The organism is Glycomyces harbinensis, from assembly GCF_900101745.1.
Lineage (GTDB): Bacteria > Actinomycetota > Actinomycetes > Mycobacteriales > Micromonosporaceae > Glycomyces > Glycomyces harbinensis.
This window is the reverse complement of sequence record NZ_FNAD01000001.1, coordinates 588,653-604,997: the sequence shown is the minus strand read 5'-3', so window position 1 is coordinate 604,997 and position 16,345 is coordinate 588,653. Positions and strand designations below refer to the sequence as shown.

Here is a 16,345-nt window from a genome sequence, read left to right as displayed (position 1 = left end):
CAACCTGCGGGCGCCGCGGCCGGAACGGCCGTCGGAGCGGGCGTGTGGCAGGTCGCCGGTCGCCGGTCGCCGGTACGACCGCGGGCCGCGACCCGGGCCGGACCGTCATCGGTCTTCGGCTCGGACCGCGGCCCGCGTCTGTGTCGGTGCGGCGCAAGTGCGCTCTCCGGCGGTTACAGGCCGCAGCCTCCGCCGTCGTCCCAGTAGGACAGGGTGATCGGCTCGTCGGCGTAGTACGGGGCTCCCGTGTCGCCCTGCGGCGTCTGGGACTCGACCGTGCACGCCTCCGCGTCCTCGGGCACTTCCTCGCCCTCGGCGTTCGCGGTCTCCGTGCTCACATCGGTGAAGCCCTCGCCCTCGAGCTCCTCGATGGCGTCGAAGACCGAGTCGCCGGTGACGTCGGGGATCGAGATGACCTCCTCCTCGGTGGTCTCCTCGGACTCCTGCTCCTCGTCGTCCTGGCCCCCGCCCTCGTTGTTGTCCTCGCCCCCCGAGTCCTCTTCGGTGGTCTCCTCCTCGGTGGCCGCGGCCTCCTCGGAGGTCTCGGCGACGGACTCCCCGGTGGTCGCGTCGGCCGCCGTGTTCCGGCCGTCCTCGTCGTCGTTCCACGGCGACCACAGCAGGATCGCGATGAGCACCACCGCCAGGCCCGCCACGGTCACGAGGATCGGACCGGTCGGGCTGCGCTTGGGCTCCTCGGCGTCGCGCGGCGGCGGCAGGGACCGCTCGTTGGCGCCCCCGGTCCGGTACTGGCCCGTGCCCGCCCCGGCCCCGTACTGGCCGGTCACCGGGCTGCCGTACTCGTCGTGCTGGACCGGCTGCACCGAAGTGTGCGCGGCCACGCTGCCCGCGGCCATCCCCGCGGCGGCGGCGCCGGCCGCTCCCATCACCCGCGTCTGCGGCGACTGCGACGGCGGGGGAGAGGAGATGATCGCCGTCGTCCCGGCGCCCATGCCGCCCGCGCGGCACACCCGAGCCAGCTCGGCCGCCGAGGCGAACCGCTGGCGCGGGTCCTTCGCCAAGCAGCGCATGATGATCTGCGCGACCGGCCCCGGAACGTCAGGGGGCAGCGGCGGGGGCGGCATGGTGAGGTGCCCGGTGATCGCCGCGGTCGGCTCGTTCCCCGCGAACGGCGGCCGTCCCGCCAGGGCCTCGTAGCCGACGATGCCCAGCGAGTACACGTCGGTCGCACCGGTCAGCTGCGAGCCCTGGAGCTGCTCGGGGGACGCGTACGCGAGCGTGCCCATGACCGTGCCGGTCTCGGTCAGTCCGGCGCTCGCCTTGGACGCGGCGATGCCGAAGTCGACGATCTTCACACTGCCGTCGGTGTCGACCAGCAGGTTCCCCGGCTTGATGTCGCGGTGGATGATGTGGGCCTGGTGCGCCACGTCGAGCGCTTCGGCCGCGGAGGCCATGATCTTCAGCGTCTCGTTGGGGGACAGGCGACGCCGCTCCCGCAGCACATTGTCGAGCGCCTTCCCGCGCGCGAGCTCCATGATGAGGTAGGAGACGAGCCCCTCGGCGGCGTGCTCCTCGCCGTAGTCGTAGAGGCCGACGATCCCCGGCGACTGGAGCTGCGCGACCGCCTGCGCCTCCTGGTGGAACCGCGCCCGGAACCGGTCGTTGCCCGACAGTCCCGCGTGGAGGAGTTTGATGGCGACGACGCGGTTGAGCCGGGTGTCGGTGCCGCGCCACACCTCGCCCATGCCTCCTGCGGCGATGCGCTGCTCAAGGCGATAGCGGCCAGCGATCATGTTCCCGGGTTCCACCCTCGGCCTCACTTCGTTCTCGGGGAGAAGGGTCGAAGGTGAGCTTAGTGGGAGGGCGCGACCCTGCTACTCGGCGGCGTCGCCGCTCACGGGCTCCAGCGTCAGGCTGATCGAGTTGATGCAGAACCGGGCGTCCTCGGGGTTGTCCCAGCCCTCGCCGTAGAACACGTGGCCCAGGTGCGAATCGCAGTTCGCGCAGCGCACCTCGGTGCGCTTCATCCCGAGGCTGACGTCCTCCAGCAGCCGCACCTTCTCGCCGGCCATCGGCGTCCAGAACGAGGGCCAGCCGCAGTGCGAGTCGAACTTCGTGTCCGAGGCGAACAGCTCGGACCCGCAGGCCCGGCACCGGTAGACGCCGGTGCGCTTCTCGTCGACGTACTCGCCCTTCCACGGCGCCTCGGTGCCGCCCTCGCGCAGCACCCGGTACTCGTCGCGGGTGAGCTGCTCGCGCCACTGTTCGTCGCTCTTGCCATTCGGAGACATGGCACCAATAGTAAGAGCCCGAGGGCTCATCGTCCGCCGGGCGGGCGGCTAGGATCGGCCCATGCGGTACCTCCTTGGCGACTACACGACTGAAGGCGGCCCCGGTCTGGTCGTGGCCGGACCCGACGGGCTCGGCGACGCGGCGGCCGTGGTGAACCCCTCGTGGGTCCACGTCGGGCCCGAAGCGGTCTACACCCTCACCGAGACCGAGCCCGGCTTCGCCGCGGCCTGGCGCCTCGGCGCGGACTTCACGCTCGACCGCGTCGGCCAAGGCCAGTCCACCGGCGGCAACAACCCCTGCCACGCCACGGTCGACCCGAGCGGGCGCTGGCTCCTGGTCGCCAACTACGGCGCGAGCGACGGCGCCGGCGCGTCGGTCGCGGTGCTGCCCATCGGCGACGACGGGCAGCTCGGCCCGGCCGCCGACGTGTTCAAGCTCTCAGGGTCCGGTCCCGAGCCCGACCGCCAGTCCGGCCCGCACGCGCACCAGGTGGTGTGCCACAAGGGACGCGTCCTGGCCGTCGACCTCGGCAGCGACCGCGTCCACGCCTTCGACCTCGGCGAGGACGGCAAGCTCACCCCGGCCGCGACCACCGCGCTCGAACCCGGGTTCGGCCCGCGCCACCTGGCCTTCATCGGCGACCGCGCCGTCATCGCCGGCGAGCTGTCGAACGCCGTCGCCGTCGGCACGTTCGACGAGCGCTCGGCGACGTTCTCGTTCGGCCCCGCCGTGGCCCTGCCCGGCGACGGGGTCGCCGACTACGCGGCCCTGCCCGACATCGGCCTCGACGAGGGCGCGCCGCCCCCGGCCCCGGCCGCCGTCGTGGCCGACCCCGAGCGCGACCTGGTCTACATCACCGTCCGCGGCACCGACCAGCTCGTGGCCGTCGACCCGGCCGACGGCTCGCTCGTGCGCTCGGTTCCCGTGGGCGCGGCCTGGCCCCGCGACGCGGTGCTCACCGCCGACGGGACGCTGCTGGTGGCCTGCCAGCACACCGGCGCGGTCACCCGCGTCGACCCGACCGGGGAGACCGAACCGGTGATCGAGTGGTCCGTGCCCGGAGTCACTTGCGTGGCCCCCCTCTCCTGAAAAATGCATAGGCTGCAAAATTTCCGGTTGAGAATGTTGTAAACACCGGCAACCCCGATTAGGGTTGCCGTCATGACCGAACCGACCGGGCTCCGCGAACGCAAGAAGGCCGCCACCAAGGCGGCCCTCAGCGAAGCCGCGCTGCACCTGGCGGTCGCCAAGGGCGGACTCGACGTGGTCACCGCCGACGAGATCGCCGCCCACGCCGGCGTCTCGACCCGCACCTTCCACAACTACTTCACCTCCAAGGAAGCCGCGCTCCTCTACGACTTCCACGAGATCACCTCCAAGCTCCTCGCCGACCTCCGCGAGCGCGCCCAGCACCAGCCGATCTGGGACGCCCTCCGCGACGCCGCGATCGCCATGCACTTCGACGAGCGCTTCGACATCGAGATGATGCGCTGCCGCGAGCAGCTCGTCCACGCCTCGCCCGCGCTCATCAAGGAGCAGTCGGGCCAGTTCATGGAGCTGTTCGCCGAGGCGATCGACATCGTCGCCGCCTCCACCGGCTCGGGCCCCGACGACCTGCACCCGCGCCTGCTCCTCGGCGGCGCGCTGGTCACCATCAAGTCCTGCACCGAGCACTGGCTCGCCGACCCGACGGGCAGAGACCTCGCCGCGGTCATCACCGAGGGCTTCGCCGTCTTCGAACGCGGCATCACCCAGCCGCTCCCGTCCGGAGTCTGACCGACCCGGACCCCTTTTCCCACAACTGAACAGACGTACACCAGGAAACCCAGCGCCGTCAGCGTCGACGGCGGACACCACCCGACCGGACCCGCCGCACACCCACTGCGACCTTTCAGCGCAGGCTGGCGGGCCCGGCCAATCATCCGATTGGAGCACCCGACCGTGGCCACCTTCCTCTACCGTCTCGGCAGAGGGTCCTACCGCCTGCGATGGCTCGTCCTCGCCGTGTGGATCCTCATCGTCGGAGGCGTGGGCGCCGCAGCCGCCACCCTTCAGCAGGAGACGAACCCCGAGTTCGTACTCCCCGGCACCGAATCCCAGGAGGCCTTCGACCTCCTCGAAGAGCGCTTCCCCCAGGCGAACGCGGACGGCGGCAGCGCCCAGATCGTGTTCGAGTCCGAGAACGGGGAACCGCTCACCGCCGACTCCAACGCGGCCGTGATCGACGACCTCACCGCCGTCATGGAGGACTCGCCGGAGATCGCGAGCGTCACCAGCCCCTTCGCGACCGGCCCGAACGGCGAGCCGATCGGCATGCTCTCCGCCGAGGACCAGACCATCGGCGTCATGCAGGTGACCTACTCCGAACCGGGCATGGAGCTCGACGAGGAGACCATCACCTATCTCGAGGACGCGATCGCCGACACCGAGGACCAGGGCGTTCGCGTCGAGGTCAGCGGCGACGTGCTCCAGTCCATCCCCGAGACCGGCGCCACCGAGCTCATCGGCATCGGCGTGGCCCTCATCGTCCTGGTGGTCACCTTCGGCGCGCTCCTGGCCGCCGGACTGCCGATCATCACCGCGGTGCTCGGCGTCATGCTCACCACCGCCGGCATCCTCGCCGCGACCTCGTTCATGAACGTCAGCGAGTCGACCGGCACGCTCGCGTCGATGATCGGCCTCGCCGTCGGCATCGACTACGCGCTGTTCATCCTCTCGCGCTACCGCAACGAACTCGCCAAGGACGGGCGCGTCGAAGACCGGCAGGCCCGCTCCGAGGCCATGGGCCGCGCCGTCGGCACCGCCGGCTCGGCCGTGTTCTTCGCCGGCCTCACCGTCATCGTCGCGCTCCTGGGCCTGTCGGTCGTGAACATCCCGTTCCTCACCGAGATGGCCGTGGCCGCCGCCGTGACCGTCCTGATCGCCGTGCTCATCGCGGTGACCCTGCTGCCGGCCTTCGCCGGATTCGCCGGGAAGCGGATCTTCACCAAGCGCCAGCGCCGCCGCATCGACGAAGGCGTCCACAACGCCAAACCCAACGGCGGCAAGCGCTGGGGCGGGTTCGTCACCCGCCACCCGATCCTGGTCGCCCTCGTCGGCATCCTGGGCCTGGGCGCCCTGGCCTACCCGGCCACCGACCTCGAACTCGGCCTGCCCGACGGCGGCTCGATGTCCGAGGAATCGAGCCAGCGCCAGGCGTACGACCTCATCTCCGAGGGCTTCGGGGCGGGCTTCAACGGCCAGTTGATGATCGTCGGCGACCTCGAGGACGGCGTCGACCCGATCACGGCCGCGCAGAACATCACGACCGAACTGGGCGACATCGACGGCATCGCGGTGGTCGGCCAGGCCGTCCCGAACGAGGCCGGCGACACGGTGATGGTCACGGTCATCCCCGAGACCGCGCCCGCCGCCGAGGCCACCAACCAGCTGGTGCACGATATCCGCGGCGTCCTCGCCGACGACACCGACGCCGACTGGGCGGTGACCGGCGCGACCGCGCTGAACATCGACATCTCCGACAACCTCAACGACGCGCTGCTGCCGTACATGCTCATCGTCGTCGGGCTCGCCGCGCTGATCCTGCTGCTGGTGTTCCGCTCGATCCTGGTGCCGCTGACGGCGACCCTCGGGTTCATGCTGAGCGTGTTCGCCGCGCTGGGCGCCCTGGTGGCGGTCTTCCAGTGGGGTTGGGGCGCCGAGCTGTTCAACGTCGACCAGCCCGGACCGATCATGTCGATGATGCCGATCCTGATGATCGGCCTGGTCTTCGGACTCGCGATGGACTACCAGATCTTCCTGTTCACCCGCGTCCGCGAGGCCTATGTGCACGGCGCCGACCCCAAGCAGGCGATCGCCGAGGGCTACGGCCACTCGTCGCGCGTCGTGGTCGCCGCCGCGCTCATCATGATCAGCGTGTTCGCCGCGTTCATCTTCAGCCCGGAGTCGTTCATCGCCGCGATGGGCTTCGCGCTGGCCGCGGCGGTCATCTTCGACGCGTTCGTGGTCCGCATGGCGATCATCCCGGCGGTCATGGCCCTGCTGGGTCGCGCCGCCTGGTGGATCCCGAAGTGGCTGGACCGGATCCTGCCGAACGTGGACGTCGAGGGTGAGAAGCTCCAGCAGCACCTCGCCAAGGACGGCGCCGAGGACGAGCGCGAGCTCGTCGGAGCGTCCAAGTAGCCGATGCCGCAGGGGACCCGGACCGACCCCCGGTCCGGGTCCCCGAAGGTATCGGTGAACGGGGGACCCCATGGTCTTCTTCTGGGCGATGCTCATCCTGATCGGGATGGTGGTCGCTGACTTCTTCATCCCGATGCTGCCGAGTGCGACGCTGGTGACCGCGATGGTCGGCCTCGTGTTCGGCAACCCCCTCCTGGTCGGCGTGCTCATCATCGGCGCGGCCGGCTCTTCGTGGCTCGGCGAGTTCCTGGGCTACCGGGTGTTCCGCGCGGTGCGGGCCGGCATCCGCCGGCGCGGGCCGCACGTGGACGCCGCGACGGCGAGCCGCCTGGTGACGCGTACCGTGCTCAAGCTCGAAGGGCTGATACAGCGCACCGTCGTCGACCATCCCTATCGGACGACGATGGTCGCGCGGTTCCTGCCGGCCGGGCGGACCACGCTCGCGTGGGTCGCCGCGGGCGGCGGCCGTGCACCGTACGCGCGCATGGCGGCCCTCGGCGGGGCGCTGTGGGCGCTGTACACGGTCGGCCTCGGCCTGCTCATCGTGTGGATCGCCGGTCCGGGCTGGGAGTCGCTGATCGGCTCGGTCGTCACGGTCCTGGCCGTCGGCTTCGTGCTCGGCTGGTTCGCCAAGCGCTGGCAGCGCAACCGCGCCGCCGAGGGGACGCTCGCGGTGGTCGAACCGCTGGGTGCGACCGGTCCCGCGGCCGCGGAGGCCGGGACGGGAGGCCCCGACGCTCCGGACACCGTTCAGGCGGCCTTAACCGCTCTGAAGACGAAGGGGGCCCGACCGGTCGGTCGGGCCCCCTTCGCCGTGTAGAACGGTCGGGCCCGCCCCCACCGGGCGGGCCCGACCGGGCTCGTGCGCCTACAGCTGCTCGCAACCGCCCGGCACCTCGGGAACCCAGGGGTTCTCGGGGTCGGGGGCGAACTCGCGGCCCTGGCGTCCGGCCGGGATCTCGCCCATGCGGCCGGCCTGGAAGTCCTCGACGGCCTGGACGATCTCGGCCCGCGAGTTCATCACGAACGGGCCGTAGCGCGCCACGGGCTCGTTGATCGGCTCGCCGCCGAGCAGGAGCACTTCCATCGCGCCGGTCGAGTGCGGCTGCTCGGGTCCGGCCCCGACGGTGATGTAGTCGCCGCCGGAGGCGAACTGGACCAGTTGCGATTCCTTGAGCGGGCGCCGCTCGTCGCCGGCGTAGCCGTCGCCGTGGAGGGCGAACGCCATGGCCGAGAACGAGTGCTGCCAGGGGATCCGCACTTCCGCGCCCGGCGAGAGCGAGGCGTGGACGAGCGTGATCGGCGTGTAGGTGCGCCCGGGGCCGTCGTGCCCGGCGACCTGCCCGGCGATGACGCGCACGAGCGCGCCGCCGTCGTGGGAGGCCACCAGCGTCAGGCCCGGGCCGCGGATGTCCTGGTAGTTCGGCGGGTTCCACTTGGCGCGCTTGGGCAGGTTCACCCACAGCTGGACGCCGTCGAAGTCCCCGCCGGTCATGACGAGCTTCTCCGAGGGCAGCTCGTCGTGCAGCAGGCCCGAGCCGGCGGTCATCCACTGGGTGTCGCCGCCGCGGATCACGCCGCCTCCGCCGTGGGAGTCGGTGTGCACGAAGGTGCCGTCCATGAGGTAGGTGACGGTCTCGAAGCCGCGGTGCGGGTGCCAGGGCGCGCCCTTGGCCTCGTGCGGCTCGTAGGCGGCGACCATGTGGTCGAGCAGGAGGAACGGGTCGCCCGCGTCGGCGACGCTGGGCGTGGGGAAGGGCCTGCGGACGGGGAAGCCGCCGCCTTCGAGGGTGCGGATCGAGTCCGACACCTTGGCCGCCGCGCGGGGACGCGACTCCAGCGCGGGCGCGTCGAGGCGCGGCAGCGCGAGGATGTCGGGTGCGGTCACTGCGGGCATGGGAGGCCTCCTCCGGTCGTCCTGTCCGGCGTCACGCCGGAATCAGTTGGTCAGCCAACAATATCATTGGCCGACCAACTATTGCTACGCTCGGGGTATGGACGGCAGCCGCACCACCACCGGGGCACGCGAAAGCGACGCGCGCTACAGCGCCTTGAACGACAGTGCCGCGAGCGACGGCGCCTTGCGGGACAGCCCCTCCCGCAACGGCACCGCACTCGACGACGCCCCTTGCGACACCGCCTCGCGCGTCGGCGGGATCGGCCACGCCCTCTTCAGGGTCGGGCGCGCCCACCGGGTCGCCGCGGCCCGCCTCCTGCGCGAGATCGGCCTCTACCCGGGCCAGGAGATCATGCTCGGCCACCTCGCCGACCACGGCGAGACCCGCCAGTCGCGCCTGGTCGCCGAGATCGGCACCGACCCCTCCACCGTCACCAAGATGCTCCAGCGCCTCGAACGCGCCGGGTTCGTCGAGCGCCGACCCGACCCCGCCGACCGCCGCGTCTCGGTCGTCGCCCTCACCGCGCAGGGCCGCGACCTCCAAGGCCGCATCGAGGACTCCTGGCGCCGCCTCGACGCCATCACCTGCGACGGCTTCAGCGGCGCCGACCGCGAGCAGTTCGCCGTCCTGCTCGACCGCCTCGAACGCAACCTCGCCACGTGCCAGGAGGAATGAGGCCCACGATCATTCGACGGACCCCAAGATCATTTACCCCCGGTTTGTCAATGATCAGTCTTGTTCATATTGTTTAACGGCCTTTGGTACCGGTACCCTCGACAGGGTAGGGGGGCGACTACACAACCAGGCGAAGCGGTGGGGGCCTCGCCGGATGACCGTGCATCGCGATAGATGGGTAACGATGATCCGGGTTCTCCTCAAACACGACAAGAGCCTGTGGCGGACCGCGCTCGCGCGCGGCCTCGACAAGGCCCACGGCATCACAGTCGTCGCTGATCTCGACTGCGATGAGGACGTGATCGCGGCCGCTTCCAGAATGCGGCCGCACATACTCGTCCACGAGGCGGGCTTACTGCCCTCCGAGACCTTGACGGTGCTCTGCGAGGCGCTGCCGGAGACGGGCGTGCTGCTGCTCATCGACCCCGGACGCTCCGCCGGCGTCCTCCCCGACCTGACCTGGCTGGTGCCGCGCGTCGGCGTCATGACCACCGACGCGACCTTCGAGGGCTTCGTCGAGGCCATACACCGCCTCTCGCGCGGCGAGGCCGTCCTCGACGCCCGGGTCGCCGTGGCCGCACTGCGGGCCCGCGCCAACCCGCTCACCCCGCGCGAGCAGGAAGTGCTGGGCCTCATCCTCACCGGCGCGACCACACGCGACATCGCCGACAAGCTCTTCCTGGAGGTCGGAACGGTCCGCAACTACCTGTCGAACGCGATCCACAAGTCCGGCGCGCGCAGCCGCATCGACGCGGTCCGCATCGCTCAGGAGGCCGGCTGGATCTGAACCGGCTCCTCGCCCCAGTGCGCGAGGAACTCCCGGAACAGCTCCGACGCCTCCCGCAGGGACTCGCGGTCGCCCACGAGCGCGCTCTGGCCGTCCATCACCATGATCCGCTCGGCGCGCAGCGCCGACCCGGGCCGGTGCGCGATGACCACGAGCGCCCCGCGGGCGCGAAACGCCGCCTCGGCGCGACGTTCGGCCGCCGGGTCGAGGTGACTGGTGGCCTCGTCGAGGATCGCGATCGGCGCGGGTGACAGGTGCGCGCGGGCCAGTGCCACGAGCTGGCGCTCCCCGGCCGACAGCCGCCCCGGGTCCACTTCGGCGTCGAGCCCGCAGAGCCGATCCACCAGCGCCAGCGCTCCGACCGCCTCCGCCGAGGCCAGCACCGCCGCATCGTCGGCGTCGCGGCGTAGATACGCGAGGTTCGCGCGGACCGTACCGGTGAAGACGTAGGCCTCCTGCGGGATGAGCACCCGCCGCCGCGCCAGCTCCCTGGCCGAGAGCCCGGCGGCGTCGGCCCCGCCGTAGGCGACCGTCCCCGCGTCGGGCCGCAGCGTCCCGCACAGCAGCGCCGCGAGCGTGGACTTGCCGATCCCGCTGGGGCCGATGACCGCCAGATGGTCCCCGTCCATGACCGCCACGTCCAGATCCCGGACCGCAGGGGCGGCATGGGGGCCGTACGCGAACGTCAGACCCCGAGCCGACAGCACGGACCCCTCGCCGATCGATGCCGGCTTCGCCCCGCGCGCCGACGTGACCGGTTCGCGGGACAGGATGCGGCTCAAGGCGACGTACAGGCGCAGCCCGCTGCCGCCGAGCCCCGACACCAAGGCGGTCAGCGCGGGTTGGAGTCCGGTGAGCACATAGAACAGTGCGCCCGTGATCGCGCCGGCGCTCACGCCGCTGTCGGTCAGCGCGGGCGCGGCGGCCAGGATCGCCAGCAGCGGCAGCCAACCGCCGATCGCGAAGCACACCGACCGCAGCGCCGCCGCCCGCGCCAGCGCCCGCTCGGCGGCGGCCTGCGCCTCGATCGGCCGGGCCGCGAGCGAGGCGCCGTGCGCCTCGCCGCCGCAGGCCGCGAGGTCGCGGACCGCCCTGACGACCTCGCCGACCCGGTCGGTGAGCGCCGCATCGGCGACGGCGGCCTCGCGCTGGCGGTCGGCGGCGTATCCGAGCGTGCACGCGAACGCCAAGAGCCCCAGGCCGAACAGCGGCAGTACGAGGAGCGCGAGTCGTCCGTCGAGGGCGAGGAGCCCGATGGTGACGCCGACGGTGGCGACCAGGCAGCCGCGGATCGACAGGACCGCGCCCGCGTACGCGTCGCGGGCGATCTCGACCTGGCGGGTCAGCAGCGACAGCGCCCCGGCTTCGGGCCGCCCGGCGACGGCGGCGCCGACGGCGCGGCCGATCACGAGCCGCACGAGGCGGTCGCGGAACGGCTCGACCAGCGCGCCGAGCCCGGCGTAGACCTGCCGGGAGCCGACGGCGCCGACGGCGGCCGCGAGCAGGAGCCCGCCGAGCCAAGCGGCGCCGGTCCACGGGCGCCCGGCCAAGAACCCGTCGTCCACGGCCCGGGCGACCAGGAGCCCGAAGAGGGCGGTCGGCAGCGTCTCCAGGACCGACCAGGCGAGCAGGCGGGTGATCGCGCGGGGTCGCAGTCCCGATGCGGCATAACGCAGTTCACGTCTCACTGGGGGAGTCCCTCGCACTCTCGGATCGGCGGCCGGACGCGTGCAGGTCGGTTCGCGGCGTGCGGGCGGAGCCGGCGGGCCCCGCCCGGGCTCCACCGCGCCGGGCTCCCTGAGCGTCCGCGGCACGGCCGCGACCCTGCCGTGCTCATGAGGCGAACACCGCCCGGTAGTCCGGATCGGTCCACAGTGCTGCGTGCGCGCCGACGCCCCGCACCGTTCCCACCTCGAGCCAGACCACCAGATCCGCCCTCGCCGCCGCTGCGACATGGTGGGTCACGACCAGCCGGGTCCTCCCGCGCTCGGCCAACGCGTCCTCGATGAGCTGCTCACTGACCGCATCCAGACTCCCGGTCGCGTCGTCCAGCACCAGCACCCGCTCGGCCGGCCACGACCGCGCGAGCCCGATCCGCTGCGCCTCGCCGCCCGACATCGGCACGACCGCCAACTCCGTGTCGTACCCCTCCGGAAGCCGGACCGCGAACGCATGAGCGCCAAGCGCTCTCGCCGACGCCTCGACCTCAACGCGGCTCCGCCCCGGCCCCATCGCATCCGCCAGCGTCTCGCCCGCGAGCGCCGGCCGTTCGCTCGCGTGCCCGACCGCCCGCCGCAGCGCCTCCCGCGACAACTCCGGCAGCGGCACCCCGTCGAGCAGCACCACCCCACCCTCGGGATCGCGCAGCCGGGCCGCGACCTGCGCGAGCACCGACTTGCCCGACCCCGACGCCCCGACCACCGCCGCGACCGCGCCACCCGGCACGACGAACGACACCCCGTCGAGCAGTGGACCCGCGTCTCCCGCGACCGCGACTTCCCGGAATTCGAGTCGGCCGGCCTTGACCGATCGGCCGTTCAGCCCCCGCGTCTCCGACCCGCTCCCCGGGAGCTCCCGGCCCCCGAACGCCATGGGCGCCAGTTCATGCACCTCCGCGAGCCTCGCGACCGCCGCCCGCGCCCGGGCCGCCCCGGCGACCACGCCCGTCAGCGAGCCCAGCCCGGCGCCGATCATCGCGTACTGGCCCGCCGCCAGCAGTTCACCGGCGCTGATGCGCCCCAGGCTCAACATGAACCCGGCGGTGACCAGCACTCCGATCATCGCGAGCGGTCCGGCGATCGCGGCCCGCGCCCCGGCCGCCGACAGCGCCCGCCACGTCGCGCGCCCGTGCTCGGCCAAGGCCGGCAGGTCCCGCAGGATCCGCCGCGTCTCGGCACCCTTGGTGCCGGCCGCCGCGATCGTGCGCCCGCCCGCCAGCGCCTCCGACAACCGGGCCGCCATGCGGCCCTGCACCACCTGATAGTCCAATGCGGCCGCCGCGGTCTCCTTCGCGAACAGCCGCAGCACCATCCCGACCAGAGCGAGCCCGGCCAGGAACGCCACCGCGAGCGGCCAGTCCAGCCACGCCAGGAGCACCAGGCTCCCCAACGGCGGCACCAGGCCCGCGATGAGCGCGACCGCGCTGGGGCCCGCGTGCGCGGCGTCGGCGGCGCCCGCCGAGACCCGCGCGACCAGATCCCCCGAATCGAACCGGTCGGCCCGATGCGGCGCGCCCAGGACCCGGCGCACCAGCCCGGTCCGCAGCCACGCGGCGGCGTCGGCCGCGCACGCGGTCCCCGCGAAGGCGTCGACCAGGTCGCACGCCACGCCGAGCAGGATCAGGCCCGCGGCGACCGCGACCGGTACGCCCGCGCCGCGGCCGGCGACGATCGCGTCCACCGCCTGCGCCATCGCCAACGGCAGCGCCAGCATGCTCAGCGACCCGACCAGCGCCGACGCCCCGATGAGCGGCAGCCTGCCGCGGGAGCGCCGCACGACCGCCCCGAACGTCAACGCCTGCAACGCCTCGGCCCGCGCTCTCGCAGCGTTCGCCGCCTCGGCTCCCGCCGGCGCCCCCGCGGTCGCCGAGACCCCTGCTCCTTTGGCCATTCCGACTCCGTTCACGGATCGCGGCCCCGGACATCGGTGACTTGTCCGGGGCCGCGATCAGGCGACTAGTGGCAGAGCAGGATGCTCAGGCCGCTGGTGCCGCCGCAGAGGGCGGCGCTCAGGTTGCTCGGGCAGGAGTGGCCGCTGGAGCTGCTCCCGGTGTTGGACAGTTCGTCCTTGCCTTCCATGCCTTGCAGATCGAGGAGAGCCATGTCGTCTTCCTTTCGTCGTCGTTCACTCGGGTATTTCGTTCGCCCGCGCCGGTTGCGCGGGAGTCTGGGGTGCCCGTTCGGGCGTCAAGGGCAGGCCGACGGGCGCGGTGTGCATGGCCGCGCCGAGGGCGAGCAGGACGCCCGCACCGCCCGTGGCCAGGTCCATCGACAGGCGCAGCAACCCGGTCCCGGGGAAGGCCATGCCCTCCCCGAACGGCAGGGCGTGCCATGACAGCGCCCCGATCTGCCTGCGCACCAAGGGATCGGCGAGCGGGTGCGCGCTGCGCTGCGTCAAGTAGAGGAGGATTCCGGCGCGGCCGGTGAACAGGCCCGGCAGGATGTACATCGGCGAATGCGCCGCCAGGGCGACCCCTTCGGCCGCCGCGGCCAGGTCCGCATCGTCGCGGTAGGCGAGGAACCGGTCGAGCACCAGGCCGACGCCGACGCTCCCCGCGTCCAGGTACGGCATGGTCCGCCACCCCTCGTCGACCTCGACGGACCCGTTGTCGCGCACCACGGTCCGCCGCAGATCGGCCCGCAGCGCACTCGCGGCCGCGTCGAGATAGCCCTTGTCGCCGGTGGCGTCGTACGCCTCCATGAGCAGCAGCGCCCGCCCTGAACCGCCGCGCATCAGCCCGGCGAGGGGCTCGCGCCCGCCGCTGGTCTTCGCGGTGCCGGTCTCGGCCTCGAGCCGGTCGGCCACCAGCGCCGCGCACCGCAGGCCCGCCTCAGCGAGGCCCGACTCCCCGTGCGACCGTCCCAAATGGAGCAGATTCAAACCGATCCCGGCCAGGCCCCCGAACAGGTCCCCGCCCAAGGACTCCCAGTCCTCGCCGAGCACGATGTCCGCCACGTCCAGCGCCGCCTGCCCGTGCCCGAGCCGGTCGAGCGCGAACGCCGCGCCGTGCAGGCCGTCGTACAGCCCCAGGCGGGACCCGGGCGCGGGGTCGAGCGACCGCGTCCGCAGCCAGTCCTCGCCGACGTCGAACCGCCCGGCCCCGGTCGCCTCCAGCGCGTACAGCACGCCGGCCGCCCCGTACGCCAGTCCCAGCGCGCCCGACTCGAACTGCTGGACGTCGCCGGGGAAGAGCCGGTCCTCGCGCTCGGGGGTCGCGCTGGCGATGATCGCGGTGGCGATGGCGCTGCGCAGCGGCGGCCACGCCTCGGGCTCGGGTTCGGTCGTCGGCGCCTCGTAGTCGAACGGGGCGGGCGCGATCTGCTCCAGCGCGTCGTCGAGCCACCCCGCCGGGACGGGGAAGTGCGCCGTGATGATCTGCGCGAAGTGGCGGGCCTTCAAGCGGTGCAGCCCGAGCAGGTTCGTCATCGGCAGGAACAGGGCGAGCTTCATGCACGCGAGGGAGTACCGGTCGGCCGCGGCGCCGGTGACCGACCGGGGCGCGGCGAAGCCCTGGTTGCCCAGGCCCGCGCGCCGCTCGGCCCCGACCGGGCCGGCCACCTCGAAGTCGAGCAGGCTCGGCGACCCGTCGGGCCGCACGATCACGTTGAACAGGTGGAGGTCCCCGTAGGCGATGCCGCGGTCGTGGACGGCCGCCAGAATCGCGTCGAGGCGGTCATGGACACTGATGGCCCACTTGGTGAACGCCTCGTACTCCTCGGGCCCGGCGGTCGCGTCGATGAGCGGGTAGCGCGTGACCACCGCCTTCGACAGGACGTCGCCCTCGACGTACTCCATCGCCAGGAACCGGTGCTCGCCCAGCCAGAACAGGTCGAACACCTCCGGGATGCCCTCGATCCCCGCGAGCCGGACCAGCATCTCGTGCTCGCGCTCGACCCGCTGGACCGCGTCCTCGCCCCACGCGTCGAGCCCGGCGTGGGGGCGGCCCTCCTTCAGCACGACCTGCCGGCCGTCGCGATGGCGGGCCAGGTAGATGCCGCCGCCGTTGGAGAAGTGCAGGACCTTCTCGATCGCATAGGGGATGTCGGTGACGGTGACCTCGCCGCGCGCCTTCAGATGCGGCGCCAAGAACTCGGGCAGCTCGACCCATTCGGGCAGGTAGAAGACCGGGTCACGCCGGTCGGCGACGAGGTTCCCCTCCCCGTCCTCGAGCGCCGGCACCACGGCCCCGCTCGGGTCGGTCGTGAAGCGGTTCGTGAAGGCCCCGTAGCGCACGTGCAGCGGCCCGGTGCCCCAGCGCAGGTCGCTGAGGATGTACGGGCCCGCCGCGCCCTCCAGTTCGGCGCCCAGCTCGGTGAGGATCCGCTCGCACTCGGCGTCGTCGGCGGGATAGATCGTGACGAGCTTGCCGGAGAACCCCCGCGGCGCGTACTTCGACACCCGCGCCATGAACGCCGAGGGCGAGCGCAGGAACTTGAACTGGATGCCGCGCGGCACGCAGTACTCCCACACCGCCGCGAGGACCTCCTCTGCGCCGTCCAATGTGGCGGAAGAGTGGATCTTCCAACCCTGCAACGGCAGTGCGACGTCGTTGCGGCGGACCGTCAGCCAGTCGTCCTTCTCCGAGCACCGCCAACCCTCCGGGAGTTCGCGCCCCGCGACGGCGAACGAGGCGCCGGCCGTGGCCTCGGAGTGCATGGCGTCGTAGAACGACGGATCGGCCATGCAGAACGCCTCGTATCGATCTCCCACCAGCACTCCCCTTGCATCGCGGTCTTCGCTGCAATTCATCGTCCAAGAGTCGAGCGCTCCCAACCACCCTGCTTCGTCACCGATCGATCCGTGAATAACCCACGGTCCCGACCGGTCGTCC

Annotated in this window: 13 protein-coding genes; 6 read left to right on the top strand and 7 right to left on the bottom strand. The window is 72.4% G+C overall.

Going from position 1 to position 16,345, the window contains the following annotated elements:
• Positions 1 to 173: 173 nt before the first annotated feature.
• Both BLQ63_RS02630 and msrB read right to left on the bottom strand, forming a co-directional pair.
• Entirely contained in the window at positions 174 to 1,754 is a 1,581-nt protein-coding gene (locus BLQ63_RS02630; protein ID WP_143014738.1) for a serine/threonine-protein kinase, read from the bottom strand.
• A gap of 81 nt (positions 1,755 to 1,835) precedes the next feature.
• Positions 1,836 to 2,252 carry a peptide-methionine (R)-S-oxide reductase MsrB gene (gene msrB / locus BLQ63_RS02625; protein ID WP_091027869.1) on the bottom strand — a complete coding sequence of 139 codons (417 nt, stop codon included), beginning with the start codon at positions 2,250 to 2,252 and terminating at the stop codon, positions 1,836 to 1,838.
• A gap of 61 nt (positions 2,253 to 2,313) precedes the next feature.
• Here msrB and BLQ63_RS02620 point away from each other — a divergent pair, with 61 nt between their 5' ends.
• The 4 genes from BLQ63_RS02620 to BLQ63_RS02605 all read left to right on the top strand — a co-directional run bounded on the left by BLQ63_RS02620 (position 2,314) and on the right by BLQ63_RS02605 (position 7,255).
• Positions 2,314 to 3,342, top strand: coding sequence for a lactonase family protein (locus BLQ63_RS02620; RefSeq protein ID WP_091027867.1), 1,029 nt, complete (start codon positions 2,314 to 2,316; stop codon positions 3,340 to 3,342).
• A 72-nt stretch (positions 3,343 to 3,414) separates the two neighbouring features.
• Positions 3,415 to 4,029, top strand: a complete 615-nt coding sequence (locus BLQ63_RS02615) for a TetR/AcrR family transcriptional regulator (RefSeq protein ID WP_091027864.1) — start codon at positions 3,415 to 3,417, stop codon at positions 4,027 to 4,029.
• A gap of 165 nt (positions 4,030 to 4,194) precedes the next feature.
• Positions 4,195 to 6,435: an MMPL family transporter gene (locus BLQ63_RS02610; RefSeq protein WP_091027861.1), complete on the top strand. Its 2,241-nt coding sequence runs from the start codon at positions 4,195 to 4,197 to the stop codon at positions 6,433 to 6,435.
• Positions 6,436 to 6,505: 70 nt separating this feature from the next.
• Positions 6,506 to 7,255, top strand: coding sequence for a DedA family protein (locus BLQ63_RS02605; RefSeq protein ID WP_091027857.1), 750 nt, complete (start codon positions 6,506 to 6,508; stop codon positions 7,253 to 7,255).
• Between the two features lie 48 nt (positions 7,256 to 7,303).
• On the opposite strand, the gene BLQ63_RS02600 is transcribed toward BLQ63_RS02605, so the two are convergent.
• Positions 7,304 to 8,332, bottom strand: a complete 1,029-nt coding sequence (locus tag BLQ63_RS02600; protein WP_091027854.1) for a pirin family protein — start codon at positions 8,330 to 8,332, stop codon at positions 7,304 to 7,306.
• Positions 8,333 to 8,429: 97 nt separating this feature from the next.
• Here BLQ63_RS02600 and BLQ63_RS02595 point away from each other — a divergent pair, with 97 nt between their 5' ends.
• Both BLQ63_RS02595 and BLQ63_RS02590 read left to right on the top strand, forming a co-directional pair.
• Positions 8,430 to 9,008: a MarR family winged helix-turn-helix transcriptional regulator gene (locus tag BLQ63_RS02595; RefSeq protein ID WP_177154752.1), complete on the top strand. Its 579-nt coding sequence runs from the start codon at positions 8,430 to 8,432 to the stop codon at positions 9,006 to 9,008.
• A gap of 184 nt (positions 9,009 to 9,192) precedes the next feature.
• Complete coding sequence (locus BLQ63_RS02590; protein WP_143014737.1) at positions 9,193 to 9,795, top strand: response regulator transcription factor; 603 nt, start codon at positions 9,193 to 9,195, stop codon at positions 9,793 to 9,795.
• Here the strand turns inward: BLQ63_RS02590 and BLQ63_RS02585 are convergent.
• The 4 genes from BLQ63_RS02585 to lanKC form a co-directional block, all read right to left on the bottom strand.
• Positions 9,774 to 11,483 (bottom strand): ATP-binding cassette domain-containing protein, encoded by a 1,710-nt coding sequence (locus tag BLQ63_RS02585; RefSeq protein ID WP_091027845.1) that lies wholly within the window; start codon positions 11,481 to 11,483, stop codon positions 9,774 to 9,776. The two genes, BLQ63_RS02590 and BLQ63_RS02585, sit on opposite strands and share 22 nt — an antisense overlap.
• A 145-nt stretch (positions 11,484 to 11,628) precedes the next feature.
• On the bottom strand, positions 11,629 to 13,308 hold the full coding sequence (locus BLQ63_RS02580) for an ATP-binding cassette domain-containing protein (RefSeq protein WP_218125015.1): 1,680 nt from the start codon (positions 13,306 to 13,308) through the stop codon (positions 11,629 to 11,631).
• A 161-nt stretch (positions 13,309 to 13,469) separates the two neighbouring features.
• Positions 13,470 to 13,616, bottom strand: a complete 147-nt coding sequence (locus tag BLQ63_RS02575) for a SapB/AmfS family lanthipeptide (RefSeq protein WP_091027838.1) — start codon at positions 13,614 to 13,616, stop codon at positions 13,470 to 13,472.
• A gap of 22 nt (positions 13,617 to 13,638) precedes the next feature.
• Positions 13,639 to 16,224 carry a class III lanthionine synthetase LanKC gene (gene lanKC / locus BLQ63_RS02570; protein WP_091028631.1) on the bottom strand — a complete coding sequence of 862 codons (2,586 nt, stop codon included), beginning with the start codon at positions 16,222 to 16,224 and terminating at the stop codon, positions 13,639 to 13,641.
• Between the last annotated feature and the right edge of the window lie 121 nt (positions 16,225 to 16,345).

What these genes read in the sequence shown, in the direction of transcription:
- BLQ63_RS02590 (WP_143014737.1), top strand. Translation starts at nt 9,193, where the DNA reads ATGATCCGGGTTCTCCTCAAACACGACAAGAGCCTGTGGCGGACCGCG.
- BLQ63_RS02620 (WP_091027867.1), top strand. Translation starts at nt 2,314, where the DNA reads ATGCGGTACCTCCTTGGCGACTACACGACTGAAGGCGGCCCCGGTCTG.
- BLQ63_RS02600 (WP_091027854.1), bottom strand. Translation starts at nt 8,332, where the DNA reads ATGCCCGCAGTGACCGCACCCGACATCCTCGCGCTGCCGCGCCTCGAC.
- BLQ63_RS02595 (WP_177154752.1), top strand. Translation starts at nt 8,430, where the DNA reads ATGGACGGCAGCCGCACCACCACCGGGGCACGCGAAAGCGACGCGCGC.
- BLQ63_RS02605 (WP_091027857.1), top strand. Translation starts at nt 6,506, where the DNA reads ATGGTCTTCTTCTGGGCGATGCTCATCCTGATCGGGATGGTGGTCGCT.
- BLQ63_RS02575 (WP_091027838.1), bottom strand. Translation starts at nt 13,616, where the DNA reads ATGGCTCTCCTCGATCTGCAAGGCATGGAAGGCAAGGACGAACTGTCC.
- BLQ63_RS02615 (WP_091027864.1), top strand. Translation starts at nt 3,415, where the DNA reads ATGACCGAACCGACCGGGCTCCGCGAACGCAAGAAGGCCGCCACCAAG.
- msrB (WP_091027869.1), bottom strand. Translation starts at nt 2,252, where the DNA reads ATGTCTCCGAATGGCAAGAGCGACGAACAGTGGCGCGAGCAGCTCACC.
- BLQ63_RS02630 (WP_143014738.1), bottom strand. Translation starts at nt 1,754, where the DNA reads ATGATCGCTGGCCGCTATCGCCTTGAGCAGCGCATCGCCGCAGGAGGC.